The organism is Lysobacter sp. KACC 24251 (assembly GCF_057747755.1).
This window is the reverse complement of sequence record NZ_CM173222.1, coordinates 1,965,491-1,989,950: the sequence shown is the minus strand read 5'-3', so window position 1 is coordinate 1,989,950 and position 24,460 is coordinate 1,965,491. Positions and strand designations below refer to the sequence as shown.

At 68.0% G+C, this 24,460-nt stretch carries 24 protein-coding genes; 16 read left to right on the top strand and 8 right to left on the bottom strand.

Going from position 1 to position 24,460, the window contains the following annotated elements; translation table 11 throughout:
* Window positions 1-21: 21 nt before the first annotated feature.
* Window positions 22-1,545, bottom strand: coding sequence for a copper-containing nitrite reductase (nirK, locus tag AC3ARF_RS09300; protein ID WP_498927275.1), 1,524 nt, complete (start codon window positions 1,543-1,545; stop codon window positions 22-24).
* A 188-nt stretch (window positions 1,546-1,733) separates the two neighbouring features.
* Here nirK and AC3ARF_RS09295 point away from each other — a divergent pair, with 188 nt between their 5' ends.
* The 9 genes from AC3ARF_RS09295 to fabB all read left to right on the top strand — a co-directional run bounded on the left by AC3ARF_RS09295 (window position 1,734) and on the right by fabB (window position 10,153).
* Window positions 1,734-2,957: an alginate export family protein gene (locus AC3ARF_RS09295; RefSeq protein WP_498927274.1), complete on the top strand. Its 1,224-nt coding sequence runs from the start codon at window positions 1,734-1,736 to the stop codon at window positions 2,955-2,957.
* Window positions 2,954-3,190 (top strand): DUF2249 domain-containing protein, encoded by a 237-nt coding sequence (locus AC3ARF_RS09290; protein ID WP_498927272.1) that lies wholly within the window; start codon window positions 2,954-2,956, stop codon window positions 3,188-3,190. Before AC3ARF_RS09295 ends, AC3ARF_RS09290 begins: the two co-directional genes overlap by 4 nt.
* On the top strand, window positions 3,171-4,427 hold the full coding sequence (locus AC3ARF_RS09285) for a hypothetical protein (RefSeq protein ID WP_498927270.1): 1,257 nt from the start codon (window positions 3,171-3,173) through the stop codon (window positions 4,425-4,427). Before AC3ARF_RS09290 ends, AC3ARF_RS09285 begins: the two co-directional genes overlap by 20 nt.
* The gene (locus AC3ARF_RS09280) at window positions 4,424-4,807 is read left to right on the top strand and encodes a putative zinc-binding protein (RefSeq protein WP_498927268.1); all 384 of its coding nucleotides are present in this window, start codon (window positions 4,424-4,426) and stop codon (window positions 4,805-4,807) included. The genes AC3ARF_RS09285 and AC3ARF_RS09280 overlap by 4 nt, the downstream gene beginning before the upstream one ends.
* Entirely contained in the window at window positions 4,800-5,651 is an 852-nt protein-coding gene (ubiT, locus tag AC3ARF_RS09275; RefSeq protein WP_498927267.1) for a ubiquinone anaerobic biosynthesis accessory factor UbiT, read from the top strand. The genes AC3ARF_RS09280 and ubiT overlap by 8 nt, the downstream gene beginning before the upstream one ends.
* Window positions 5,652-5,744: 93 nt before the next feature.
* The gene (nadA, locus tag AC3ARF_RS09270) at window positions 5,745-6,767 is read left to right on the top strand and encodes a quinolinate synthase NadA (RefSeq protein WP_498927265.1); all 1,023 of its coding nucleotides are present in this window, start codon (window positions 5,745-5,747) and stop codon (window positions 6,765-6,767) included.
* A 2-nt stretch (window positions 6,768-6,769) separates the two neighbouring features.
* Entirely contained in the window at window positions 6,770-8,239 is a 1,470-nt protein-coding gene (locus AC3ARF_RS09265; protein WP_498927263.1) for an L-aspartate oxidase, read from the top strand.
* Window positions 8,240-8,427: 188 nt separating this feature from the next.
* Complete coding sequence (fabA, locus tag AC3ARF_RS09260) at window positions 8,428-8,943, top strand: 3-hydroxyacyl-[acyl-carrier-protein] dehydratase FabA (RefSeq protein WP_498927261.1); 516 nt, start codon at window positions 8,428-8,430, stop codon at window positions 8,941-8,943.
* 1 nt (window position 8,944) lies between these two features.
* Window positions 8,945-10,153: a beta-ketoacyl-ACP synthase I gene (gene fabB, locus AC3ARF_RS09255; protein ID WP_498927259.1), complete on the top strand. Its 1,209-nt coding sequence runs from the start codon at window positions 8,945-8,947 to the stop codon at window positions 10,151-10,153.
* 4 nt (window positions 10,154-10,157) lie between these two features.
* Here the strand turns inward: fabB and AC3ARF_RS09250 are convergent, their stop codons facing one another.
* On the bottom strand, window positions 10,158-11,033 hold the full coding sequence (locus tag AC3ARF_RS09250) for a U32 family peptidase (protein ID WP_498927258.1): 876 nt from the start codon (window positions 11,031-11,033) through the stop codon (window positions 10,158-10,160).
* Window positions 11,034-11,043: 10 nt separating this feature from the next.
* Window positions 11,044-12,042 carry a ubiquinone anaerobic biosynthesis protein UbiU gene (ubiU, locus tag AC3ARF_RS09245; RefSeq protein ID WP_498927256.1) on the bottom strand — a complete coding sequence of 333 codons (999 nt, stop codon included), beginning with the start codon at window positions 12,040-12,042 and terminating at the stop codon, window positions 11,044-11,046.
* Window positions 12,043-12,225: 183 nt separating this feature from the next.
* Here ubiU and AC3ARF_RS09240 point away from each other — a divergent pair, with 183 nt between their 5' ends.
* The 5 genes from AC3ARF_RS09240 to AC3ARF_RS09220 all read left to right on the top strand — a co-directional run bounded on the left by AC3ARF_RS09240 (window position 12,226) and on the right by AC3ARF_RS09220 (window position 15,958).
* The gene (locus tag AC3ARF_RS09240) at window positions 12,226-12,510 is read left to right on the top strand and encodes a PepSY domain-containing protein (RefSeq protein ID WP_498927254.1); all 285 of its coding nucleotides are present in this window, start codon (window positions 12,226-12,228) and stop codon (window positions 12,508-12,510) included.
* 12 nt (window positions 12,511-12,522) lie between these two features.
* Window positions 12,523-13,101 carry a cytochrome b/b6 domain-containing protein gene (locus AC3ARF_RS09235; RefSeq protein ID WP_498927252.1) on the top strand — a complete coding sequence of 193 codons (579 nt, stop codon included), beginning with the start codon at window positions 12,523-12,525 and terminating at the stop codon, window positions 13,099-13,101.
* Window positions 13,102-13,232: 131 nt separating this feature from the next.
* A complete protein-coding gene (locus tag AC3ARF_RS09230; RefSeq protein WP_498927250.1) occupies window positions 13,233-13,925 on the top strand; it encodes a response regulator transcription factor in 693 nt (230 codons plus the stop codon).
* Entirely contained in the window at window positions 13,922-15,325 is a 1,404-nt protein-coding gene (locus tag AC3ARF_RS09225; RefSeq protein ID WP_498927248.1) for a sensor histidine kinase, read from the top strand. The genes AC3ARF_RS09230 and AC3ARF_RS09225 overlap by 4 nt, the downstream gene beginning before the upstream one ends.
* A gap of 84 nt (window positions 15,326-15,409) precedes the next feature.
* Window positions 15,410-15,958: a DnrO protein gene (locus tag AC3ARF_RS09220; protein ID WP_498927246.1), complete on the top strand. Its 549-nt coding sequence runs from the start codon at window positions 15,410-15,412 to the stop codon at window positions 15,956-15,958.
* Between the two features lie 111 nt (window positions 15,959-16,069).
* On the opposite strand, the gene AC3ARF_RS09215 is transcribed toward AC3ARF_RS09220, so the two are convergent.
* From AC3ARF_RS09215 to AC3ARF_RS09195, 5 genes are all read right to left on the bottom strand, one after another.
* On the bottom strand, window positions 16,070-17,560 hold the full coding sequence (locus AC3ARF_RS09215) for a UbiD family decarboxylase (RefSeq protein WP_498927244.1): 1,491 nt from the start codon (window positions 17,558-17,560) through the stop codon (window positions 16,070-16,072).
* Window positions 17,557-18,753, bottom strand: a complete 1,197-nt coding sequence (locus tag AC3ARF_RS09210; RefSeq protein ID WP_498927242.1) for a PLP-dependent cysteine synthase family protein — start codon at window positions 18,751-18,753, stop codon at window positions 17,557-17,559. Before AC3ARF_RS09210 ends, AC3ARF_RS09215 begins: the two co-directional genes overlap by 4 nt.
* 87 nt (window positions 18,754-18,840) lie before the next feature.
* Window positions 18,841-20,790 (bottom strand): pyridoxal phosphate-dependent decarboxylase family protein, encoded by a 1,950-nt coding sequence (locus tag AC3ARF_RS09205; RefSeq protein ID WP_498927240.1) that lies wholly within the window; start codon window positions 20,788-20,790, stop codon window positions 18,841-18,843.
* Entirely contained in the window at window positions 20,787-21,191 is a 405-nt protein-coding gene (locus tag AC3ARF_RS09200) for a SirB2 family protein (protein WP_498927239.1), read from the bottom strand. Before AC3ARF_RS09200 ends, AC3ARF_RS09205 begins: the two co-directional genes overlap by 4 nt.
* A gap of 69 nt (window positions 21,192-21,260) precedes the next feature.
* On the bottom strand, window positions 21,261-22,496 hold the full coding sequence (locus AC3ARF_RS09195) for an NnrS family protein (RefSeq protein WP_498927237.1): 1,236 nt from the start codon (window positions 22,494-22,496) through the stop codon (window positions 21,261-21,263).
* A gap of 290 nt (window positions 22,497-22,786) precedes the next feature.
* Here AC3ARF_RS09195 and AC3ARF_RS09190 point away from each other — a divergent pair, with 290 nt between their 5' ends.
* Window positions 22,787-23,542 carry a hypothetical protein gene (locus AC3ARF_RS09190; protein ID WP_498927235.1) on the top strand — a complete coding sequence of 252 codons (756 nt, stop codon included), beginning with the start codon at window positions 22,787-22,789 and terminating at the stop codon, window positions 23,540-23,542.
* Window positions 23,543-23,613: 71 nt separating this feature from the next.
* Window positions 23,614-24,162 carry a HEPN domain-containing protein gene (locus AC3ARF_RS09185; protein WP_498927233.1) on the top strand — a complete coding sequence of 183 codons (549 nt, stop codon included), beginning with the start codon at window positions 23,614-23,616 and terminating at the stop codon, window positions 24,160-24,162.
* The last annotated feature ends 298 nt before the right edge of the window (window positions 24,163-24,460 follow it).

Sequence of the window (24,460 nt, the reverse complement as noted above, 5' to 3'; positions counted from 1 at the left end):
CGCTGCCAGGCGGCGCATGGCTCAGTGACCTCCGGAAGCGTTGGCCGGAGCGGCCTTGCGGGCAGCGGCGGCATCGGCCTTGGTGACCTGGCCACCCGGGTTGCCCCAGCTGTTGAGGAAGTAGGTGGAGATGTTGGCCACTTCGTCGTCGGTCAACTGGTTCATCGGCGGCATGTTGGAGTTGTAGTCCTTGCCGTTCACCTTAACCGGTCCCACCAGGCCGTGGAGGATGACGCTCGCCACGCGCTTGGGATCAGCCTTGATGTAGTCCGAGTTGGCCAGCGGCGGGAACACACCCTCGAGGCCCTGGCCGTTGGCCTGGTGGCAGGTGGAGCAGGTGCCGGCAAACAGCGCCTGACCGGCCTTGATCTGCTCGTCCTTGGTCAGCGCACCGGCCTTGGCCGAGGCGGCAGCGGTGGCAACGGCGGCCATGTTCGGCTGCGCGCGGTCACCCAGGTAGACCTCGTCCACTTCCTTGCCCGAGTAGATCTCCTTGTTCTCCGGGCCATCGGCCTTGAGGATCGCAAGGGCACCCTTGTTGAAGGCGCGGAAGATGGAGTGGTCGACCAGCACGTAGCTGCCCGGCACTTCCAGGTGGAAGTCCATCATCGCGGCGCCACCGGCCGGGATCAGCGTGGTCTGCACGTTCTCCTGGAAGTGCGTGCCGCCTTCGTACCAGACCTTGTCGAAGATCTCGCCGATGACGTGGAAGCTCGACACCAGGTTGGGGCCACCGTTGCCCACGTACAGGCGGACGGTCTCGCCGACCTTGGCCGTCAGGGCCTTGTCACCCGTCAGCGCGCCCTCGGCACCGTTGAACAGCACGTAGGTCGGGTGCTCCTCGATGGCCTTTTCCATGTCGAACGGCTGCAGGCCCTTCTCACGGTACTTGCCCTTCGTGTAGAAGTCGCCCTGCATCACGTAGTACTCCTTGTCGACCTTCGGCAGCCCTTCCGGCGGCTCGACCAGGATCAGGCCGTACATGCCGTTGGCCACGTGCATGCCCACCGGCGCGGTGGCGCAGTGGTACACGTACAGGCCGGCGTTGAGGGCCTTGAAGGTGAAGCGGGACTTGTGGCCCGGCGCGGTGAAGCTGGAGGCGGCGCCGCCACCCGGACCGGTCACGCCGTGCAGGTCGATGTTGTGCGGCATCTTGCTGTCAGGCGCGTTCTTCAGGTGGAACTCCACCGTGTCGCCCTGGCGCACGCGGATGAAGCTGCCCGGCACCGTGCCGCCGAAGGTCCAGAAGGTGTAGCTGACGCCTTCGGAAATCGGCATTTCCTTCTCGATCACTTCCAGCTCGACGATGACCTTGGCCGGGGCGGTCCGGCCGGTGGCCGGCGGTACCAACGGCGGCTGGGTCAGCACGGCCTTCACCGGCTCGCCTTGCGGCGGACCGAAATCGCCCTTGCGCGAACCACCGGTGTCCTTGGCCGCTTCGGCCGCGGCGGTGTCCTTGCCGGACTCCTTGCTGCTGTCGCAGCCCGTCAGCGCCATTGCGAGCGCCGCGGTTGCGAGGACCAGCGATTGGGTGACACGTCTCATGAACATCCCCTTCAACAATGGCCACATGGCCTACGGTGGCAAGACTGCCGCTCCGTGACAGCGGCATACATGATCAAAATCAAATTACGAACCCGGTTGAGTGCGACCGGGGCATGGCTTGACCTTGGTCAAGGCGGGGCCGTGGGGCCGGCGTAGGCTGCGCGCCAATTCATCACGGGCTCAAAGCCATGAAACGCAAGGAATGCCGCCCACTGGCGGCGGTCGTGCTGGTGCTTGCTCCCCTCCCTGTGCTCGCCGACTCCAGCCTGCAACTCGAGTGGGACCTGAGGGCCCGGCACGAGCAGGTGGACGATAGCGGATTTGATGTCAAAGCGCAGGCGTCGACCGTGCGCCTTCGTGCCGCCCTTCGCGCGGCGTTTGGCCCCGGCTTTACTGCCTTCGTCGAAGGTGAGGGCGTGGCCGCGGCGAACGACCATTACAACAGTGGTGCCAATGGCGAGACCGCCTACCCGGGGGTGCTGGACCCCACCGGCACCGAACTCAACCAGGCGTGGCTGGGCTGGAAAGGCGAAACCGCTGGCTTGACATTGGGCCGTCAGCGCATCGCGCTCGATAACCAGCGCTGGGTGGGCAACGTGGGCTGGCGTCAGAACGAGCAGACGTTCGACGCGGCCGCACTGCAATGGAAGCCCGTCGCATCCGTGACCCTGGGCTATCACTGGCTGGACAAGGTGCATCGCGTGGCGGGTGACGACGCGCTCAACCCGCTGGCGCGCGAACGCGACCTCAATGACCACCTGTTCAACGGCGCCTGGAAGGGCGCATCCCAGCAGATCAGCGGCTACGCCTACCTGCACCATGACCAGGACGTGGCCAGTGCCTCCACCAACACCTATGGCGTTCGCTGGACGGGCAGTCGCCTGCGCGACGGCCGTGGACCGGGCTGGACCCTCGAGGCCGCACGCCAGAACGACCATGCGGACAATCCCGGCGACTTCGCGCACGACTACTGGCTGGTGGAGCCCACGTGGACGCACGGCAAGGTCACGGCCCGCGCGGGTTGGGAACACCTGGGCGGTGACGGCGCAACGGCCGTGCAGGCGCCCTTGGCCACGCTGCACGCCTTCAATGGTTGGGCAGACCAGTTCCTTGTCACTCCTGCCGGGGGACTGGAAGACCGCTATGTCGGTGCGGGGGGCAAGGCGGGTCGTGGCCGCCTGGATGGCAGGCTCGCTTGGGCGCTGGCGTGGCATGACTACCGCGCTGACACAGGTGGTCGGTACGGGCGGGAGTGGAACGCCTCGCTCGGGTTCCCACTGCCGGCCGGCTTGTCCGGGTTGGTGAAGTTGGCCGATTACCAGGCCGATGGTTTCTCGCGCGATACCACCAAGCTGTGGCTGCAGGTCGAATGGCGTGGTTCACGTGTGCTGGCGGGAGGCAGTGATCAATGAACCGCCTCGACCTCCGTGGGCTGCCGGCGCCCGAGCCTCTGCTGCAGGCACTGGCCGCGGCCGACTCACTCGAGCCAGGGCAGGCAATCGAAGTGGTGACCCCGATGCTGCCCACGCCCCTCCTGGAGGCACTGGAGGCGCGAGGGTTGCGCTGGCGGGCCGAGTCCTCGGCGGAGGGCGGTGTCTGCGTCGCGATCCAGCGACCTGGGGCGGATGGCCAAGCTCTCGATTGAGCAGGCGCCGGCGCCGGCGACGCCGCGGCTGTTCCTGCTGACGGCATCGGCATGGGCGGTCGCGGCCGGCGCGTTGCTGGCTGTCGATGGCGCAGTGGCGCTGGCGTCTCGTTGGGGCGGGTCCACGCTCGCCCTGGTCCATGCGCTCACGCTGGGACTGCTGGGCAATGCGATGTTCGGCAGCCTGCTGCAATTCCTTCCCGTGGCTGCGAGCGTGCGCGTCCGGGGCGGACGGGCGGGTTCGCGTGTGCTTTACGGCCTGTTGAACGTTGGCACGCTTGCGCTCGTGACTGGGTTTCGCTGGCCTGCCGTGCTGCCGGCGTGGTGTGGGGGGGTGCTGCTGGTTGGGGCGTTCGTGTTGTTGGCTGCATGGGTGCTGCCCGGCATGTGGTTCGCGTCGGGGCAACGCTTTTTGCGCTGGGGGATAGGCGGCGCGGTGGTAGGTGCGGTGGTCGCCGCCCTGCTGGGAATGTGGCTGGCGCTGGGGCTATCGGGCATGGCGGCTGTGCCATTGCTGCCGGTGACGGACGTGCATGCGGCGTGGGGTACGCTGGGTTGGGTGGTGGCCCTGTTGGCCTCCGTGTCCCGAGTGGTGGCGCCGATGTTCCAGGGGATGGCGGCGCCACCCGAGCGCTGGCACGGGCTATGGCATGCGGTTACCTGCGTTGCGCTGTTCGCCGGGCTGGGGGTCGCATTGCACGGCATCGCACCGGCATGGTTCCGCGTGGCGGTGGGACTTTCCGGTCTGGTATTTGCTGGCAGCGGGCTGCTGCTGCAGGCCAGGGCGCCGCGATTGAGGAAGGCGCCCCTCACCGGCTTCTGGGCTGCCGGGTTTGTCGCCATGGCTGCCAGTGCGCTGGTGCTGCTGGGGAGTGATTCGTCCGCGGTGCTGGTGGGCGCGCTCACCATCGGGATTGGCCTGCCGCTGTTGGTCGCAGGCATGCAATTGGAGATCGTGGCGTTCCTGGGTTGGATCGAACTGCACCGGCATTGCGGCAAGGGCGTGCGCCTGCCCGGCGTCCAGTTGCTGTTGCCCGAGCGTGACAAGTACGGAGTGCTGGCCCTGCACCTCATGGCTGCAACGACGCTGGTGACCGCGGCTTTGATGACAACGGCGTCCACTGCGCGCATCGCGGGGGTTGCGCTGATGCTCGCGCATGGAGCGATGCTTGCCGCGCTGCTGGGGGTGGGTTGGAGAAGTCGCAAATTCCTGTCGCAACTTCCGGAGCGCCCATGAGCAAGTCGTTGCCGTTGGTCTACTCCTGTTCGGGTTGCTCAAGCGCCGCACAAATGGCCAACGATCTCGCCTTGCGCCTGGACCGTGCCGGCGTGGCCGAAATGTCCTGCATTGCCGGCGTGGGCGGGGGCGTCGCCGGTCTGGTCCGCACTGCCCGGAGTGGCCGGGCGATCCTGGCCCTGGATGGCTGCGTGCTCAAGTGCGTTTCCGCCTGCCTCTCCAATGCCGGGGTGGTGGCCGACCGGCATCTGGTGCTCTCCGACTACGGCGTGCGCAAGCGCAAGCACGCCAACTTCGACCCCCTTGAGGCGGAGGCGGTCTACACCGCCGCAGTCTTGCCCGCAGCACGTGCCCTTGACGTTGGAGACACGGATGAATGAAAACGCGCCAGGCCTTGCGCAGGTGCGCCTGGCCATCGATGGGATCGACGACGGACTGGTCCTGCTGCTTGCCGCCCGCTCGCGCCTGGCCCGGGTTGCCGGTCGCCTCAAGGCCCACGCGGGTGTGCGCGGGCGCGATGGGATGCGTGAGCAGCGGGTGCGCGACCGGGCCGCAACCCTGGCCTCGGCGCTGGGACTGCCACCCGAGGTTGCCACCGGTGTGATCGGCCTCGCCATTGGCGAGGCATGCCGTGAACAGGGACTGGCAACTGATCTGGATCAAGGTGGAGGGGGGGGCGGGGGGCGCATGATCGCCTCCACCATGCACATCCGATCCGACTCCGTGGCCGCTCCGGCGCGCCGCCTGCTGCGTTTCATTCCTCCACCGCGCCGCATGGCGCCCGTGCTGCGCATGGTCCCGCCAGCCCTGCAGGGCCGCCTGCTGGAGCGGGCAATGGCGAAGGTCCTGTCCGGCCCCTTGGGCGGAGGCGCGCTGGAATTCATGGCCGGTCGCCGGCTGGGTATCGAGGTCAGTGACCTGGGCCTGCGCTGGGTGGTGGAACTGCAGGGCGAGCGGCTGGTGGTGGTCGACACCCCGGCTGAAGCGACCGTGCGCGGCACGGTCACCGACCTGTTGCTGCTCGCCGGTCGCCTGGAGGACGCGGACACGCTGTTCTTCCAGCGCCGCCTGGTGCTCACCGGCGACACCGAGCTGGGGCTGACGGCGCGCAATCTGCTTGATCGCCTGCCGTGGGAAAAAGTGCCGCTGGGCTTGCGGATCGCGCTCAACCGCGGCGCCCGCTTCGCCGATGCGGCGCGCGCGGCCTATCGCACCAGTACCTGACCACGAACCAAGCCCTTCCACTCGCGCCGCCCGCCCGGATTGCCACCGGACGCGTGGCGATCCGCCTCAAACGGGATAACCGTCAGCACCGACATGAACAGCACTGCCGCCGCACGCCCCAAGTGGACTCCTGAACTCGCCGAGCGCTACACCGACCTCAGCGCGAAGCTCGAGCAACTGGTTCCCTGCCTGGAGGTGCCGCTGCACCTGCCTTGGATCGACGCGATCAACCGCCTCAAGCGCGAGCGCGGCGCCAGGATCATGGCGCACAGCTACCAGTCGCCCGAGATATTCCACGGCGTGGCCGATGTCACGGGCGATTCGCTGGCGCTGGCGCAGGCCGCCGCCGATTGCGATGCCGAGATCATCGTGCTGTGCGGCGTCCATTTCATGGCGGAGAGCGCCAAGATACTGGCTCCGGACCGCCGGGTGCTGATCCCCGACCTTGAGGCTGGGTGCTCGCTGGCCTCATCGATCACCGCCGATGACGTGCGTGCCCTGCGCGCGCAACACCCGGGCGTGCCGGTGGTGAGCTACGTCAACACCTCCGCGGCGGTGAAGGCCGTGTCCGATGCGTGCTGCACGTCCGCCAACGCGGTGCAGGTGGTGGAGGCCATGGGCAGCGAGAAAGTGATCTTCCTGCCGGACCGTTTCCTGGGTGCGTACGTCGCATCGCAGACCGACGTGGAGCTGGTGCTGTGGAACGGCGCGTGCGAGGTGCACGAGCAGTTCACCGCACAGCAGGCGCGCCACACCCGCGAGCGGTTCAACGCCCGGCTGGTCGCCCATCCCGAGTGCCCGCCCGATGTGCTGGCCGAGGCGGACTTCGTGGGTTCCACCAGCGCGATGGGCCGCTGGCTGGAGAAGGAAAAGCCCGAGCGCGTGGCCCTGATCACCGAGTGCTCGATGGCGGACAACCTGAAGGCGCAGTTCCCGGCCATCGACTTCGTCAAGCCATGCAATCTGTGCCCGCACATGAAGCGCATCACGCTGGAGAACATCCACGCATGCCTGCTTGAGCTGAAGCACGAAGTGCATGTTCCCGCCGATGTCGCGGCCGACGCACGCCGTGCCCTGGAGCGGATGCTGGCGGTGGGCCGCCGCGAACGGGTGTGACCGTGCCCGCCCCGATCATCGTGGTGGGCGGCGGCATCGCCGGCCTGGCCACGGCGTTGGCGGCCGCGCCGGCACCGGTGCTGCTGCTGACCCGTAGTGCTGGCAGTCGCGGCGCCGCGAGCGCGCTGGCGCAAGGGGGCATAGCGGCCGCCGTGGGCGCGGGCGACAGTCCGGCGGCCCACGCCCATGACACCTGCTCCGCAGGCAGCCACCACAACGACCCCGCCATGGTCGATGTGCTCACCTGCGGTGCAGCCGATGCCGTGGAATGGCTGCAGCAGCTTGGCGTTGCCTTCGATCGCGACGCGGGCGGCGGGCTGCAACTCGGCCGCGAAGGCGGACACGACCGTCCGCGCATCGTCCACGCCGGCGGCGACGCCACCGGTGCGGCGGTGATGGCCGCACTTGTCGGGGCCGCGCGCCAGGCCCCGCACATCGAACGCCAGTCCGGGACCGAGGTGGATGGGCTGATGCTCCGCAGTGGTCACGTCTGCGGTGTCTGCGTCACCCGCGCCGATGGCTCGCAGTCGGCACTGGAAGCCCGCGCGGTGGTTATGGCCACCGGCGGCATTGGCGGCCTGTTCGCGCATACCAGCAATCCTGCCGACGCCGATGGCAGCGGACTGGCGCTGGCCATTGCCGCGGGAGCCGCTACGCGCGACCTGGAGTTCGTGCAGTTCCACCCCACCGCGCTGGCCGTGCCCGGCCTGCACAGCCTGCCGCTGGTAACCGAGGCGCTGCGCGGTGCCGGTGCCCGCCTCCTGGATGCGCACGGACAGCCGTTGATGGCGGGAGTGCATCCGCTGGCCGATCTGGCACCTCGCGACATAGTGGCGCGGCAGGTGGGCGCCGCATGTCAGGAAGGCGGTGCCTGGCTGGATGCGCGCAACGTCGGCGATGCCTGGCCGCAGGCATTCCCCACCGTGCTGGCCGCCTGCCTGGCGCATGGCATCGATCCGCGCGTCCAGCCCATTCCCGTCGCGCCGGCGGCGCATTTCCACATGGGCGGCATCTCTACCGATGCCGATGCCCGGACGTCGCTGCCGGGGCTGCTTGCGGTAGGTGAAGTGGCGTGCAACGGCGTGCACGGCGCCAACCGCCTGGCCAGCAACTCACTGTTGGAAGGCGTGGTGTTCGGCCGCCGGCTAGGCGAACGACTGCATGGGTTGGCGGAAGCGCCGACGGGCGGCCGTTCGTTCAAGTTCCTGCATCGCGGGCCATCGCTGGATACCCCCCAACTCACGCGACTGCGTGACCTGATGACGCAGGCCATGGGGCCAGTCCGCACCGGCGCGCTGTTGCAGGTCGCACTGCGGGACTGTGATGCCCTTGCACACGTCGGCTGGCAGGGGGCCTTGGCCCGCGCACTGGTCGCGTCCGCGCTGCGCAGGCAGCGCAGTCTCGGCGCGCATTTCCGTGACGACGGCCCCACGGCCGGGTATGCGACCAAAGGCGCGTGGCGCGCGGCCTGAACGGCGCCTCCCCAGGCGGTACTGCGTGAGAGTCAATGCCGGCGCGGCCTGTAGCAGTACAGTTGTGCAGAAACTGGAAAAACAAGCGTTTGACCTACGCATCCGTACGGAAACTGGCCATTGACGCAAGTCAGTACGCCCTAGAAAGTTTGTCGCCAGAATCGCGTCTTTCCACGGTGAACTCCCCCATGACCAGACCGTCCTCGCTCGACCGCGAGCAGCTGCTTTCCTGTGCCCGCGGCGAGATGTTCGGACCCGGCAATGCGCGCCTGCCCGCGCCGCCGATGCTGATGTTCGACCGCATCACCCACATCGCCACCGAAGGCGGCCAGTACGGCAAGGGCGTGATCCGCGCCGAACTGGATATCACTCCGGACCTGTGGTTCTTCGAATGCCACTTCCTTGGCGACCCGGTCATGCCGGGCTGCCTGGGCCTGGATGCCATGTGGCAGCTCACGGGCTTCTACCTGCCGTGGCTGGGCGCCCCGGGCCGCGGCCGAGCGCTGGGCGTGGGCGAAGTGAAGTTCAGCGGCCAGGTGCTGCCCGACGCCAAGGTTGTAAGCTACGAGATCGACATCCGCCGCGTGATGCGCGGCAAGCTGGAGCTCGTGATCGCCGACGGCCGCACCCTGGTGGACGGCCGCGAGATCTATGTCGCGAAGGACCTGCGTGTGGGCCTGTTCTCCTCGACCGAGGGTTTCTGAAATGCGTCGCGTCGTCGTAACCGGCCTGGGCATCGTGTCGTGCCTGGGCAATGACCTGGACAGTGTGTCGGCCTCGCTGCGCGACGGGCGCGCGGGCATCACCTTCCAACCTGACTATGCCGAAATGGGGCTGCGCAGCCACGTTGCCGGCGTGCCAAAGATCGACCTCGATGCCGAGATCGACCGCAAGCAGAAGCGTTTCATGGGCGATGCGGCGGCCTATGCCACCGTGTCCATGCGCGATGCCATCGCCGACGCCGGCCTCACGCCGGAGCAGGTGAGCCAGGTGCGCACGGGCGTGATCGCCGGCTCCGGCGGTGGTTCGCCGCAGTGGCAGATCGAAACCGCGGACCTGATGCGCAACCGCGGCGTCCGCAAGGTCGGCCCGTACATGGTCCCGCGCACGATGTGCTCCACCGTGTCGGCAGCGCTGGCCACCGCGTTCGCGATCAAGGGCGTCAGCTACTCGCTGTCGGCCGCGTGCGCCACGTCGGCGCATTGCATTGGCGCGGCCGCGGACATGATCCGCTACGGCGCGCAGGACATCGTGTTCGCCGGCGGCGGCGAAGAAGTGCATTGGGGCATGACCTGCCAGTTCGATGCGATGGGCGCGCTGTCCACCTCGTTCAACGAGACGCCGGCCAGTGCCTCGCGCCCGTACGACGCCGACCGCGATGGCTTCGTCATCGCCGGTGGTGGCGGCATGCTGGTGCTGGAAGACTACGAGCACGCCAAGGCGCGCGGCGCGAAGATCTACGCCGAACTGCTGGGCTACGGCGTCACCTCCGATGGTGCCGACATGGTCGCACCGTCGGGCGAGGGCGCCGTGCGCTGCATGCAGATGGCGATGACCGGCGTCGACCGCCCCATCGACTACCTCAACACCCACGGCACCTCCACGCCGCTGGGAGACGTGACCGAACTGGAAGCGCTGCGCAAGGTGTTCGGCGATGCCGTGCCGCCGCTGTCGTCCACCAAGGCGCTGTCTGGCCACTCGCTGGGCGCGGCGTCGGTGCATGAGGCGATCTACTGCCTGCTGATGATGCGCGATGGCTTCGTGGCCGGTTCGGCCAACATCAGCACCCTCGACGAGCGCGCGGCCGGCTACCCGATCGTGCGCGAGAGCCGCGATGCCAAGCTGGACACCGTGATGTCCAACAGCTTCGGCTTCGGCGGTACCAACGCGGCCCTGGTGTTCGGCCGCGTCTGATGGCTCAGGCGGCGACCGGGCGCATGCCCGGCTCGCCGTGCCAGTACCCGTTGCGATGGCCGATGCGCGGCGGCGCCGTCAGGCTGTTGCGCGCCAGGTCGAAGTGGCGCACCACGGTTTCCATGCCCTCGGCCTGCGGATACAGGCGCAGGACGTCCACGCCCAGTGCACGCAGGTCCGGCAGTTCCGGGCCCAGGTCGGTGATCTCCTCGCCCTGCACCTGGATGCCATTGATGCGCAGGAAGGGGCGTCCCTCGCGCGTGGCCAACGGCAGCCCGTCCGGGTAGTCGATGCAGCGGAAGCCGCACTGGTCCTTGGCGATGTCCAGCGCGCGCGCGGTGAAGCAGCGTGCCGAATACGACAGGGGCAACCGGCCCCACGCGATCACCTCCAGCTCGGGCATCGTGCGGCCGTCCTGCGCATACGCGTCTTTCAGCTCGCGGATGAGCGTGTGGCCCTGTTCCACGCCCGGCACCCAGCGGCGCAGCCCATCCTCGGCCAGCATCGCCAGCGCGCGGTGGTTGTACACGTTGAGCGCCGGCCCGGCGACGAATGGCGTGCCGCGCTCGCGGCACAGCTGCACGGCCGACAGGTCGTTGGCCTCCACCCAGAAGCCGCCGTGCGAGATGAGCCGGTTGAGCACGCTCAACTCCGACTCCGCCTCGATCAGTGCCAGCGACGACAGCACGATCTGCTTGCCGGACGCGGCCAGCTCTTCGGCCAGCCCGATCCACTCGACGGTGCGCAGTTCGCGCCGCTTGCTGCACACGGTTTCGCCCAGGTAGACGATGTCCAGCGGCCACTCGATGGCCTCGCGGTAGAAGGCGAGGGTGCGCTCACGCGGCCAGAAGTACTGCATCGGGCCAAGGCTCAGTTTCATCATGTCGTCCTCAATGCCACGCGCGGTGGTACGGGCCCAGCGTGGTCTGGTGGCCTTCGGCGTGGCGCGAGAGCTCGGCTTGCCACTCCGGCTGCAATTGCCAACGCGCCTCGTCGGCGGCCAATCGGTCCAGCGCCTTGCGCCAGGTGCGGGTGACCGAGGTGACGTAGGCCACCCCACGCTGCCGCCCCTCGATCTTCAGCGCGGTGACGCCCGCCTGCTTCAGGCGCGGCAGCAGCTCCATGGTGTTGAGACTGGTCGGCTCCTCCAGCGCGTGGAAGATTTCGTTGCCGACATCGAAGCGGCCCTTGCAGACCGTCGGGTAGCCGGCCGGCTCTTCCGGCTTGAATTCATCGATGAGCACGTCGTTGAGGCGCACGCTGCGACTGCCATCGACGTGCTCGTCCCAGCGCACGAACTTCGCCGGCGAGCACACGCCGTGGCGGTTGGGCGAGGCGCCGGTTACGTAGCTGGACAACTGGCAGCGCCCCTCCACCATGATGCACAGGCTGCCGAAGGCGAACACCTCGATCGCCACGGGTGAGTTCTGGCACAGCCGCTCCACCTGCTGGATGGACAGCACTCGAGGCAACACGGCGCGGCTGATGCCGAAACGCTCGTAGGCGTAGCGCAGTGCCGGCGCGGTGGTGGCCGATCCCTGCACCGAAAGGTGGCGAGGCAGCCCGGGATGCGTGCGCGCGGCGTAATCCAGCACGGCCATCTCCGCGGCGATGATGGCATCGCAGCCCAGCGTGGCGGCCTTGTCCACCGCCGCATGCCAGTCCTTCAGCCGCGCGCTGTCGGGGTAGGTGTTGAGCGCCAGGTACACCTTGGCGTTCTTCGCGTGTGCATAGCGGATGCCCGCACCCAGTTCCTCATCGCTGAAGTTGAGTCCGGGGAAGGCGCGCGCGTTGGTCTGGTCGCGAAAGCCCGCGTAGACCGCGTTGGCACCGGCATCCACCGCGGCCTGCAGGGCCGGCAGGTTGCCGGCGGGACACACCAGTTGCATGTGGGGCTTCCAGCTGGGGAAGCATGCATGGTCTTGCGCGGGGACAGCGGCGTCATTGATTTGCGTCAATCGCGTGGACGCCAACTGAACGGGCCCGAAGCCACCGGCCTGGCTTAAGCCGTCCATAAGGCGGCCGCGGTGGAATGCGCTCGTGGGCAGCCCGCCCGCTTCTGGAGAGATGACATGAAAGCTGCTGTTGCCACGCTCGCTCCGCTCCTCGCCGTAGTCGCCGCGCTGGCCGCCCCCAGCGCCTTTGCCGGGCCCAAGTGCACCGATGCGCCGCGGGGCAAGTGGATGTCTGAGAAGACCATGCAGGACCGCATCACCAAGGCCGGCTACACGATCGACAAGTTCAAGGTGTCCGGCACCTGCTACGAGATCTACGGCAAGGACAAGGCCGGTCGCAAGGTGGAGATCTACTACGACCCGACCGACGGCCGCGTGGTCAAAGAGCGCGACGACGACTGACGGAGGCCCACGATGAGCACCATCCTGCAACACGGTGCCGGCCAGCAGGCGGGCACCCCCGGACGCACCGTCAAGGTCTGGGACCCGTTGGTCCGGCTGTTCCACTGGTCGCTGGCCGCGTGCATCTTCGGCGCGTTCCTGGTGGAGGAGGGCGATACCGCGCACCAGTGGTTGGGCTACACCGCGCTGGGGCTGATCGCCTTTCGCGTGTTGTGGGGCCTGGTCGGCACGCGGCATGCCCGCTTCAGCGACTGGGTGCGCGGCCCCCGTGCCGTCGGGACTTACCTGCGGGAGCGACTGAGCGGTCGCTCGCAGCGCCGGCTGGGCCACAACCCGGCTGCGGCGGTGATGATCCTGCTGCTGATGGCCGGCGTCGCCGCGGTGGGCCTCACCGGATGGATGCAGACCTGGGACGCCTACTGGGGCGCCGAGTGGCTGGAAGAACTGCACGAGGCGCTCGCCTACGGCCTGCTCACCCTGATTGGGGTCCACGTCCTCGCCGCCATCGTGGAAAGCCTGCATTACCGGGAGAACTTGATCGCCGCGATGGTGCACGGCCGCAAGCGGGCGCTGGACGATGACGCCCAATGAGCTGCAGCGCTTTCCGCGGCCCACAGCCACCCGCGCGTGCCTTTCGCCCGCCCATCGCGGCGGGCGGAGGCAGGCGCGGCCAATTGCGCCAGATCAAGGCAGCCTGCGGACCGCAGGCCTAGCGTGACCCCATGCGCATTCTCCTCGCAGAAGATGACCGTGCCCTCGGCCAGGCCCTGGCCGACGGCCTGCGCCACCTCGGTCACGCCGTCGACTGGGTGGAGGACGGCCAGCACGCGCTGCACGCGTTCGACACTGCGCCTTATGCGGCGGCGGTACTCGACTGGAACCTGCCGCGAATGAGCGGCGTGGACGTCATCGCCACGCTGCGGCGCCGCGGTGACCGAACCCCCGTGCTGCTGCTGACCGCGCGCGATGCCATCGATGACCGCATTGCCGGGCTGGACTGCGGCGCCGACGACTACGTGGTCAAGCCCGTGCACCTGGCGGAGCTTGCGGCCCGCGTGCGTGCGCTGCTGCGGCGCTCCGGTGGTGATGCGGCACCGCTGCAGAAGCTGGGAGCACTTGAACTCGATCCCTCCACCCGCAGCGCGCGACTGGCCGACGCCCCGTTGGAGCTGTCGCCGCGCGAGTACGCCCTGCTTGAATCACTGGCCGCGCATCCGGGCCGTGCACTCTCGCGCGCGCAATTGGAGGAGGCGGTCTACGGTTGGGGCGAGGAAGTGGCCAGCAACGCCATAGAAGTCCACGTGCATCACCTGCGTCGCAAGCTGGGCCCGGGTTGGGTGCGCACCCTTCGCGGCGTGGGCTATGCCCTGTACCCGCCCGATGTCACACATGCAGATGACGAGGGCGTGCAGTGAAGCGCCCGTCGCTCCAGCGCCGCCTGTTGTGGTTCGTGGGGCTGCCCGTGGTGGCCCTGTGGCTGGGCGCGGGCCTTTGGCTGGCCCAGGGCGCCCGGCATGAAACCGCCGAGATGTTCGACCGGGAGCTGGAGCGCACCGCCGCCAGCGTGCTCGCGGTGATCGCCTCGATGCCCGATGCGGCCCTCATCCAGCATGATCGGCTGGACGTGTTGGAAGATGACGACGAAGGCCCGCGCCCCGAGATCGTGGTCCGCGATCGCAACCGCCGCGTGCTGCTCGACGCCTCAAGCCTCCCGCCGCTGGATGTCGACCACGGCGAGGCGCATTTCCACACCCTCCAGCACGATGGCGAGACCTGGCGCGTGCACCAGCGCTGGGACACCGCGCGCCGGCATTGGATCCAGGTGGCGGCGCCGCTGCACGATCGCGACGAGCTGCTGTGGGCGTTGGCGCAAGCCACGCTGGTGCCGCTGCTGGGGCTGCTGGTCCTGCTTCCGCTGGCGACATGGCTGGGACTCCGCGGCGGCCTGGCGCCGCTGCGCGCCGTGTCGCGCGCGATCGACGCCCAGCCCGCGCGCACGCCCACCCTCAGCCGCGATGACGTTCCCGGCGAATTGCTGCAGCTGACCCGCGCCATGGATGCGCTGGTCGGCACGTTGAACGCCGCGCTTGCGCGCGAACGCCGCTTCACCGCCGACGCCGCGCACGAACTGCGCCACCCCTTGTCGGTGCTGCAACTGGAGCTGGACCTGGCCGAAAGCGCCGCGGATGACACCGTCCGCCAGCAGCACCTGCAGCGGGCACGTGATGGACTGCAGCGCATGGAGCGGCTGGTGGCGCAACTGCTGACCCTTGCGCGCGTGGAGTCACTGGAGGCGCTGCCGGATGCCGCCGCGCTGCCGCTGGCCGCGCTGGTCCGCAAGGCGGTGGCCGAGGCCGGTGAGCGCGCCATCCCCCGCGGCGTTTCGCTCGCGCTGTCCGTTCGCGATGGCCGTGCGGCGCCCGACCTCGGGCGGGCCGTCGCGGAACCCGGCGACCTCACCCAGGACGCAATCCGCGTCCAAGGCAGCGACGGTCTGCTCGGGATCGCCGTGTCCAACCTGATCGACAACGCCATCACCCACGGACGCAAGCCCGGTCGCGTGGAAGTGGGCGTGAGCACGACGGAAGGTTGGGCCGAAGTAGCCGTCGAAGACGATGGCCCCGGCATTCCCGAAGAACAGGCCCAGCGTCTGGGCGAACGGTTCCTGCGCAGTGCCGGCAGCGGCAGTGGGCTGGGCTTGTCGATCGTGCACGCGATTGCCACCTTGCATGGCGGTTCGCTGGCGGTGGGGTCGTCGTCGCTGGGCGGTGCGCGCCTCGTGCTGCGGCTGCCGCTGTACGGCCGGTCGCGTTGATTTGGGTCATGGCCCGCCCTGTGGGCTCGTGACATGTTGGTAACAGACGTGGGCAGCGAGCCCACCCGAAATTGGAGGTTCACGATGTTGTCTCCACTCCGCTTCCGCCGTGCCACGTTGGCGGCGCTCGGCATGGCCATCACGGTCGCGCTGTCCGCCGGCCCTGTGCTGGCTGCGCCCGCTCCGCAGGATGGTCATGCCGCACACGCGCAGCATGCAGCCGCCCCGCCGGCCGACGCGCATGCCCAGCACGCGCACGACACGGCGGCGACGCCCGTACCGCCCGCCGGCCAGCGCTGGGCCACGGACGCCCCGCTGCAGGACGGCATGGGCCGCATCCGCCAGGCCGTGACCGCGCTGGAGCACTACCAGCACGGCCACCTCGACCAGACGCAGGCCACCAATGCCACCCGCCTGATCGACGCGGCGGTCCAGGACATGATCGCCAACTGCAAGCTGGCGCCCGATGCCGACGCCGCGTTGCACGTACTGATCGCGAAGTTCGTCCGCGGCGCGGATGCCGTGCGCTCCGGGCGCGACGTGTCCGGTTCCATCAAGTCCATGCAGGACGCACTGGCGCAATACCCGACCCAGTTCGACGACCCCACGTGGGACGTCAACCCCGAGGACTGAGCGGGCAGGGGCGGGCCGTGGTAGGTGCCACGGTCCGCCCTGCTTCATCTGCCGATGCCGGCCGCGTGCAGCCAGGCCGACGCACGGCGACCCGTCGCGCCTTGTTCCGGCTCAGCCGGTGACTGCCGCCTCCGGCGCGCGCATCACCGCTGACCACAAGCCATCCACCCGCTTCTCCACCGCCGCATCCAGCTGGATCGGCTTGCTCCACGTGCGCGTGGTCTCGCCCGGCCACTTGTTGGTGGCGTCCAGCCCCAGCTTCGAGCCCAGGTTCGGCACCGGGCTGGAGAAATCCAGGTAATCGATCGGCGTCTTGTCGATGATCACGCTGTCGCGCGCCGGGTCCACGCGCGTGGACACCGCCCAGATCACCTGCGACCAGTCGCGCACGTCGATGTCCTCGTCGGTGACGATCACGAACTTGGTGTAGGTGAACTGCCGCAGGTACGACCAGATGCCCATCATGATCCGGCGCGCATGGCCGGGGTACTGCTTGCGGATGCTGACCACTGCGATGCGGTACGAGCACGCTTCCGGCGGCAGGTAGAAGTCCACGATCTCCGGGAACACCTTGCGCAGGATCGGCACGAACACGTCGTTCAGCGCCATCGCCATCACCGACGGTTCGTCGTGCGGCGCGCGGCCCATGTAGCTGCCCTGGTAGATCGCGTCGCGGCGCAGGTGCATCCGGGTGATGGTCATCACCGGGAAGTGGTCCTGCGCGTTGTAGTAGCCGGTGTGGTCGCCGAAGGGGCCTTCCAGCGCGGTGTCGTCCGGCGCGATGAAGCCTTCCAGCAGGATCTCGCAGCCGGCCGGTGCATCCAGCCCGGTGGCGGCGCTGTGCCACACCCGCGTGCGCTCGCCGCGCAGCAGGCCGGCGAATTCGTATTCGGACAGCGTGTCCGGCACCGGCGCCACCGCAGCCAGCGTGGTCGCGGGGTCGGCACCGATGGCCACCAGCAGCGGGAAGGGCTTGCCCGGGTGCGCGGTCTTCCAGTCGGCGAAGTCCAGCGCCCCGCCGCGGTGCGGCAGCCAGCGCATGATCAGGCGGTTCGGCCCGATCACCTGCTGGCGGTAGATCGCCACGTTCTGGCGCTTCTGCCGCGTGCCGCGGGTGATCACCAACCCCAGCGTGATCAGCCGCGCTGCATCCTCCGGCCAGCAACGCTGGATGGGCAGGCGCGACAGGTCGATGTCGTCGCCCTCAAGCGTCTCGTACTGGAACGCCGCTTCGCGCATCCGCTGCGGTGCCACGTGCGCCAGCTGCGCCAGTTCCGGCCAGGTGCCCAGCGCCTCGCGCAGGCTCGACGGCCAGCGCGGCTCCTTGATCGCGGCCAGCAGCTCGCCCAGCTCGCGCAGGCTGGCCAGCGGCCGCCCGGCGAGTGCCGCCTCGATGCGGTCGCGGTGGCCGAACAGGTTGCCCAGGTACGCATGCTGCGCGCCCACCGGCTGCTCCATCAGCAGCGCGGGACCGCCGGCCTGCAGCGCACGCAGGCTCAGCGAAGTGGTTTCAAGTTCGGGATTGACCGGCTCGCTGACGCGGCGCAGGCGCCCCGTGCGTTCCAGTGCGCCGAGGAATCCGCGCAGGTCGTGGAAACTCATGAACTGGCTCCCGGAATGTTCCGCGCGCCAGTGGCTGCATCCGAACATTCGGAAAGGTCCATACGCGGAACAAGACCAGACGCCGCGCCGGTAGATTCCGGTACCACCAACGTGCCCGTGGCCAGCACCTCACTCAGCGCCCGCTGCCACGGCTCTATGTCGACGCCACGCGCGACACGCCACGCCGGATCAAACAACGTCTGCTGATAGCGCGTGCCACGGTCGCACAGCAAGCTGACGATGCTGCCGCGCTCGCCGCGCGCACGCATGTCGCTGGCCAGCTGCAGGCAGGCGACGAAATTGGTGCCCGACGAACCGCCGTAGCGGACCCCCAGCACCTCCTCCAGCAGCAGCGCCGCCGCAATCGAGCCGGCATCCGCCACCTCGACCACTTCGTCCACCACGTCAAACAGGAAGCCCGGCTCGACCCGCGGCCGGCCGATGCCCTCGATCAGCGTCGGCTGGCTGGCCACCGCACCGCGGTCACGCGTGCGCCAGCCATGCACGTAGCCGCTGCCGGTCGGCTCGGCCACGCACAGCCGCGTGTCCAAGCGCCGGTAGCGCAGGTAGCGGCCGATGGTAGCGGAGGTGCCGCCGGTGCCCACGCCACACACGATCCACGTCGGCTCCGGCTGCGGCTCACGACGCAGCTGGCCGAGGATCGACTCGGCGATGTTGTTGTTGCCGCGCCAGTCGGTGGCGCGTTCGGCCAGCCCGAACTGGTCCAGGTGGCACGCGCCATTGGCCGCATGTTCGGCTGCGCGCGCGTGCACCTGCGACGGGTCGTCCACCAGGTCGCATTGCCCACCCAGCGCATGCACGTCGCGGATCTTCTGCGGTGCGGTGCAGGCCGGCATCACCGCAACGAACGGCAGCCCCAGCAGCCGCGCAAACCACGCCTCGGAAATCGCGGTGCTGCCCGACGAGGCATCCACCACCGTCTGCCCCGGATGCAGCCGCCCATTGCACAGCGCGTACAGGTACAGCGAGCGCCCCAGCCGGTGCTTCAGGCTGCCCGTGGGGTGGCTGGCCTCGTCCTTGAAGTAGAACGCGATGTCCGGGAAGCCCGGAAAGTCCAGCCGCAACAGGTGCGTATCCGCCGAGCGCGTCGCCTCCTGCTCCAGCAGGGCTAAGGCGTTGCGTACCCACGCGCGGTCGTCAGCGGGGCTTGCAGCAGCGGCGATGTTGTCCATGTCGTGGTGGTGTCCGTGCGATGGCAGAACGTCGTGGTTGCCGTTCAATCCATGATGGGCCTGATGCCGTGCGTCTGTGGCGTAGCCTCAGCCCTTCGCCAGCAACGCCCGCAGGCGCGCCGCCAAATGGTCGAAGTACAGGTCGATGTAGCTGATGTCGTTCTCGCGGTCGATCAGGTACGGGTTCATCAGCGTGTGGCGCAGGATCATCAGCTTGTCGTTGCCCTCGCCATCCAGCGTCGCCACGTCCAGCCCCAGCGCGTCGAGGATGCGGTGCGTCTCTTCCTCGCCCAGCGCCTCCGGCCGCAGCGTGGTCACCGAGCCGAAGAACTGCTTGTTCTGCAGCGGCTGGCGCGGATCGCAGCGCAGTTCGTCATGCACGCGCCGCACGAAGGCATTGGCCACCGCCACGTCGCGGTTGCCCGCCGGGTTCAGCGCGAAGCACACCAGGTTGCTGTCCGGCGGGAACGGCACCACCGCCTGCACCACGCCCGCCATCTCCTCGGCAAAGCGCAGCGCCCGCGCATGGAACGCTTCCGCCGAGCGGATGGTCTGCGCCGGCAGCAGGCCGAAGTGAGCGTGATCCAGCGGCAGCACCTTGTGCGTCACGTATACCCCGGCCACCGCAGCACCGGACTTCGAACCTTCGGGGATGAACTGCCCGAGGCTGCGGTAACGGCCGAGATAATCCTTGGGCGCATCGCCGTGGAAGACGTAATCGGCTTCCTCCGACAGCAGCGCCACCGCGCGGTGGTCGCGGCAGATGAAAGCGCCCGCGCCATAGGGCAGGTAGCCCAGCTTGTGCGGGTCAACGGTGACCGAGTCGGTGTCGCCCAGCGCGGCCACCGCCGCATACACATCGGGCGAGGGGAAGGCGCTGAAGCCTGACGCCACCTCGTCGCGCGTGCGCAGGCTGCCGTCCTCGTTGCGGAACAGCGTGGCCAGGTACCCGCCCCACGCCGCGTCCACGTGCACGCCAAAGCCCAGCCCGCGCGCGGCAAAGCGCTCGCGTGCCGCCACCAGGCCATCGATCGGGTCCACGGTGCCGTACTCGGTGGTGCCCATCACGGCCACCGCCAGCAGCACCGGCTGGCGCTCGCGCAGGCAGCGCTCCAGCGTTTCCTCCAGCGCATCGGTATCCACGCGCATGCCGCGCTCGGGCAGCAGCTCCAGTTGCGCACGGCCCAGGCCCAGCAGCTTGCAGCCCTTGCTCCACGAGTAGTGCGCGGTGATCGGCGCCAGCACCTTGGGGACCTGCAGCGTGGGGTGGGTGGCGAAGAAGTCCGCCAGCCCGCGCTGCTCGATGCGCTCCTCGCGCACGCGCGCCTGCCACAACTTGCGGTCGGCCGGCGACGCCTGCGCCAGCCACTGCTGCCACTGCTCCACCAGCAAGGTGGATTCGCGCGGGGCGAGGTTGAACGCGCCCCAGGTATCGTCCGGCAGCGCCAGGTCGGGCACGCCCGCCGCCTGCAACGCCACCGGGAACGCCTTCAGCGCCAGCGCCAGGCGCAGCGCCTGGTAGTTGGCCACCGTGCCACCCGAGGTCAGGTGGCCGAAGGCGCAGTCCGGCCGCGCCGGGTCATGCACGTAGCCCAGCATGCGCGCCAGCTGCAGGCCCACCTGTACCTCCAGCTCCACCGTCACCGGCGCCGCATCCTCGGACACGTTGTTGGGGTTGTAGGGCAGGGTCAGGATCTGCGCCGCCAGCCCTGGCAGCAGCAGGTCGCTGGCCATGTGGCCGATGTAGCGCGGGCTGTGGAACGGCACCGACTTCTTCAGCGCCGCCGACAGCTGGTGCAGCTCGCGGCGCATGCGCGCCTCGAACGCCAGGTACTCCGGGTGCTGCGCCGCCGCCGTGGAGATCGCCGGCGGATCTTCCGGGTGGAAGTTGCGGCGCCAGTACACGTGGTCGCGCAGGAACTCCACCACCAGCTTTTCCAGCAGGGTGTCGTTCTCGCCGTAGGGGCCCAGGAAGCAGGCGTCGATGGTGTGGCGGCCGTCGCTGGCCGCCTCGGGCGCCTTCAGTTGCGCACTCATGACAGCACCTGCTGCAGCCAGCCCAGCGGATGGTGCGCGCGTGCGATGGTGTACATCGTGCCGTAGGTGGCCAGCGCGCCCAGGTAGAAAAGAACGCGGCCGCCCAGGGAGCGGGCACGCGTCAAAGCGAAAACACCGAGCACGATGTAGACCACCAGCAGGATGACCTTCACCGTCAGCCAGCCGTTGGCGAACATGCCCGTGCCATGCAGGATGGTCAGCAGCATCAGCGCCGCCGTCAGCAGCGCGGTGTCGATGGTGTAGCTGGCCCACTTCACCGGCAGCGACAACGGCCAGCGCATGCCGGCCAGCACGAATGCGCCGCGCAGCGCGAACAGCGCACCGCTCAGCATCACCAGCCCGATGTGGGCGGCCTTGATCTGCGGATAGAACTCGATCATGGAAACGTCAGTCCCTTCATCAATCCGTGCCGGCGCGTCCCGCCGGCGAGCCCTTGCTTTACAGCGGCCTCAGCCCGGCTTGCCATCGGCGCGCGGCGCCAGGTAGATGCGGCCGATGCGCGCCACCCACGGCACGAAGGCCAGCAGCCAGCCCACCGCCGCCGCGGCCTGCCAAGCGGAGCCATCGGGCATGACCTCGGCGAACACGCGCACCACCGCCACCGCCTGGATGGCCCAGAACGCGTACCAGGCCACCCCCGGCATCACCATCGGCCGGCCGGAGTGGCCCTGCGTGACCCGCGTGACCATGGCGATCAGCACGCTGCCGAAGAACCCGATGAACAACGCATGCGCCGGCGCCCGGCCCAGCATGTACACGCCCGTGAGCAGGTAACCGATGCTCTGCGTGGCATACAGCGCCACCGCCACCGGCAACCACGCCAGGCCAATGAACAGCACCGACAGGATCCGCGGCGCCTCGCCGCGCGGCCACCAGCGCCACAGCGCCAGCACGAACAGCCCCAGCAGCGGCACGTCCGCCACCCACAGCCAGCCGTAGGCGTGCACCAGCTCCAGCGCCAGGTGCAGCAACAGCAGCGGCCACGCCGCCGCCAGCAGCCACAACGGCCGCCACGCCACGTAGCCCTTGACCACGTTGCCGGCAAAGAACGGGAACATGCGGTGCGCCACCGTGAAGTACACCGGCAGCAGCAGCCCGAACGTGCCCATCTTGATGCTGACGAAGGCCCACAGGGGCGACGCGCCCAGCATGAAGCCCAGCCACGCCAGCATGCCCACGAAGCCCAGCACCAACCCCGCGAACGCCGAACGCGCGTGCCACGTGGTGCCCTTCTCACGCCACAGCAGCGGGCCCAGCGTGGTCAGCCCGGCGGCCCAGCCGCCCAGCGTCAGCCACAGGCCCACGGTGATGCCCACCTCCCAGCCCATGACGCCCAGCAGCGTGGCCAGCTGGCCGCCAAACAGCCCCAGCCCCACCGGCCGGAAACGCCAGCGTTCGAACTCCGGCTGGCCCATCCACTTGGGGAAGGTGGTCAGCAGGAACCCGAAGATGAAGCTGGGCAGCATCTGGTACTGCATGACGAAGGCGTGCATCCATCCCGCGTACGGCTGCGGCTGGTGCATGGGCAGCAAGGCCGGCCAGCGCGTGCCGACCAGCCACAGCGCCCACCACAGCATGGCCAGCAGCAGGTTGCTGGACCCGATGAAGAACATCAGCCGATGGGGCGCCCAGACCAGCGCCTTGGGCGACAGGGAGGAAAGGGCAGGGGCGGGATGGGTGTCCATGGGCCCAAGTTTGGGCGCGGGGGAGGGGGGGTGCCTTGATGCAGGTCAGATTGGGAGTGGGGGTGGGCGTGCTATCCGGCAGTTCTGCGGGGATAACCGGATATCGTTGCACTTCGTCGGAGTGGCTTGGCTGGGGCCTGTGGTCGCAAAGCCAAGCGTTGAGGGTAATCTGCTGATCTGCAGAGCAATTTTCGCGTTGACCCGAGACAGGGGCGCGCCAACCATCCGCTGATATCAACCCAAACCGGGTTCTAGATTGTCTTAGCTACGCAACGGACTTAGTCGGGATCATGGATAAAAGCCAAGCACTTTCCCTGCTCAAAGGCGCGCTCTCAGAGATTGCCGACAATCGGGGCTTTGCCAAGACAGACCATTTCTCTGGCCTTCGTGAAGTCGACGCAAAGGTCCGAGAGGTGCGCATGGTTCTTGAGGGTATAGACAACCTGCCAAGGTCACTGCTTGATTCGATGTCCAATGACCTGGACTTCCAAGCAAACAGTCGTCGCGTTCGCTTAGAAGCACTAGCTGGTTACGTTAGGAGCGCGATTAAGTTCACTGATACGGGAGCGTTTGAAAAGCCAAAGAAGGTCATTCATGCGCCACCGGACTTTTCTCCCCTCACATCGTCAATGCCTGGACTCACGGAGGAGATCAGTCGGCGCTGGCGAGAGGCCCAAAAGTGCGTTCATGTCGAGGCATTCACCTCTGCCGTGATCCTGATGGGTAGCATTCTTGAGGGTCTGCTTCTTGCTCGCGCCCAGCGCTCGGCATCAGTGGCTTACCAGTCTGCTCGGGCACCTAAAGACAAGAGTGGCACTGCCATTGCCATTCCAAACTGGACGCTTAGCACCTTGATTGACGTAGCAACGGACGTGGGCTGGGTAAAGACCGATCGCGGCAAGTTTGGCCATGCTCTGCGCGAGTCTCGAAACGTCGTCCATCCATGGCAGGCTGTTGCGAGCCGAGCTGACTTTGATGCAGCCACATGCAAGACTTCTTGGCATGTGCTGGACGCATCGGTGGCCGACCTCTTGGGGTCGCTTTGAGTGCAGCTAATGGTTTTCCCAAACCGAAGCCGCTTCCCGGCTCGGCTTAACTGATGAATTGAAACTGAGCTATGACATCACAGGCATTCCAGGCGTTCGAGTTCGCCATTCAAGACGCCAACGACCTACTCAGTCACTTCGATTCCCTCAACAAACAGCCTCCGCCGCCTAACGCAGAAGTCCTCAAGCGCGCCAGTTTGGTGATGGCATTGGCCGCCCTTGAGACCTACATTGAGGACCGAATCGTTGAGGCGGCTGGTATGGTTTCTGGCGGGACGGCCAACGGCGGCCGGCTAGCGGAGTTCTACATCTCGTCGTTGCAGAACGACCTCAAGTACTTTCATACCCCAAGTACTGACCGCGTCCGCGCCATCTTCGACAAGTTCTTGGGGATTGATGTAACCGAGGGTTGGGTCTGGAACCACTACGATCCTTCCAGAGCACGGGCCGAACTGAATCGCCTTGCCAAGAAGCGAGGAGATATTGCCCATCGTTCGTTGCGGCCACGGGCTAGTCAACCTGACGCCCACGCAGTAACTCGCGAGGATCTCCGCAAGCACATTCGGTTCATCTGTGATTTGGTTGCCGCAACAGACAAGTATCTGGCGGCAAAGCTCTAGCGCTTGACTCGGATTGCGCCCGTATCCATCGGTCGAGACGCTGCCATCCCCGCGACGCGGTCATGGTGAACGGCGGGGTGCCCTACCTCAACGGAGGAGTCCCCGACCCCATCGAGGCAACGGCCGACGGGGTGCGAGGCAGTTGCCGACCGGATACGAGGGAGTCGTGAACTGGGTGCGAGGCAGTGGTCGACTGGGTCGAGGCAGTCCCCGACCGGGTGCTAGGCAGTCTTGGACTGGGTGCAAGGCAGTCGCCCACCGGGTAGGAGGTAGTCGCCGACTGGGTGCGAGGCAGTCC

Excerpts from the sequence above, each read along its gene's own strand:
- nirK (WP_498927275.1), bottom strand. The coding sequence starts at position 1,545 with ATGAGACGTGTCACCCAATCGCTGGTCCTCGCAACCGCGGCGCTCGCA.
- AC3ARF_RS09295 (WP_498927274.1), top strand. The coding sequence starts at position 1,734 with ATGAAACGCAAGGAATGCCGCCCACTGGCGGCGGTCGTGCTGGTGCTT.
- AC3ARF_RS09290 (WP_498927272.1), top strand. The coding sequence starts at position 2,954 with ATGAACCGCCTCGACCTCCGTGGGCTGCCGGCGCCCGAGCCTCTGCTG.
- AC3ARF_RS09285 (WP_498927270.1), top strand. The coding sequence starts at position 3,171 with ATGGCCAAGCTCTCGATTGAGCAGGCGCCGGCGCCGGCGACGCCGCGG.
- AC3ARF_RS09280 (WP_498927268.1), top strand. The coding sequence starts at position 4,424 with ATGAGCAAGTCGTTGCCGTTGGTCTACTCCTGTTCGGGTTGCTCAAGC.
- ubiT (WP_498927267.1), top strand. The coding sequence starts at position 4,800 with ATGAATGAAAACGCGCCAGGCCTTGCGCAGGTGCGCCTGGCCATCGAT.
- nadA (WP_498927265.1), top strand. The coding sequence starts at position 5,745 with ATGAACAGCACTGCCGCCGCACGCCCCAAGTGGACTCCTGAACTCGCC.
- fabA (WP_498927261.1), top strand. The coding sequence starts at position 8,428 with ATGACCAGACCGTCCTCGCTCGACCGCGAGCAGCTGCTTTCCTGTGCC.
- fabB (WP_498927259.1), top strand. The coding sequence starts at position 8,945 with ATGCGTCGCGTCGTCGTAACCGGCCTGGGCATCGTGTCGTGCCTGGGC.
- AC3ARF_RS09250 (WP_498927258.1), bottom strand. The coding sequence starts at position 11,033 with ATGAAACTGAGCCTTGGCCCGATGCAGTACTTCTGGCCGCGTGAGCGC.
- ubiU (WP_498927256.1), bottom strand. The coding sequence starts at position 12,042 with ATGCAACTGGTGTGTCCCGCCGGCAACCTGCCGGCCCTGCAGGCCGCG.
- AC3ARF_RS09240 (WP_498927254.1), top strand. The coding sequence starts at position 12,226 with ATGAAAGCTGCTGTTGCCACGCTCGCTCCGCTCCTCGCCGTAGTCGCC.
- AC3ARF_RS09235 (WP_498927252.1), top strand. The coding sequence starts at position 12,523 with ATGAGCACCATCCTGCAACACGGTGCCGGCCAGCAGGCGGGCACCCCC.
- AC3ARF_RS09230 (WP_498927250.1), top strand. The coding sequence starts at position 13,233 with ATGCGCATTCTCCTCGCAGAAGATGACCGTGCCCTCGGCCAGGCCCTG.
- AC3ARF_RS09220 (WP_498927246.1), top strand. The coding sequence starts at position 15,410 with ATGTTGTCTCCACTCCGCTTCCGCCGTGCCACGTTGGCGGCGCTCGGC.
- AC3ARF_RS09215 (WP_498927244.1), bottom strand. The coding sequence starts at position 17,560 with ATGAGTTTCCACGACCTGCGCGGATTCCTCGGCGCACTGGAACGCACG.
- AC3ARF_RS09210 (WP_498927242.1), bottom strand. The coding sequence starts at position 18,753 with ATGGACAACATCGCCGCTGCTGCAAGCCCCGCTGACGACCGCGCGTGG.
- AC3ARF_RS09205 (WP_498927240.1), bottom strand. The coding sequence starts at position 20,790 with ATGAGTGCGCAACTGAAGGCGCCCGAGGCGGCCAGCGACGGCCGCCAC.
- AC3ARF_RS09200 (WP_498927239.1), bottom strand. The coding sequence starts at position 21,191 with ATGATCGAGTTCTATCCGCAGATCAAGGCCGCCCACATCGGGCTGGTG.
- AC3ARF_RS09195 (WP_498927237.1), bottom strand. The coding sequence starts at position 22,496 with ATGGACACCCATCCCGCCCCTGCCCTTTCCTCCCTGTCGCCCAAGGCG.
- AC3ARF_RS09190 (WP_498927235.1), top strand. The coding sequence starts at position 22,787 with ATGGATAAAAGCCAAGCACTTTCCCTGCTCAAAGGCGCGCTCTCAGAG.
- AC3ARF_RS09185 (WP_498927233.1), top strand. The coding sequence starts at position 23,614 with ATGACATCACAGGCATTCCAGGCGTTCGAGTTCGCCATTCAAGACGCC.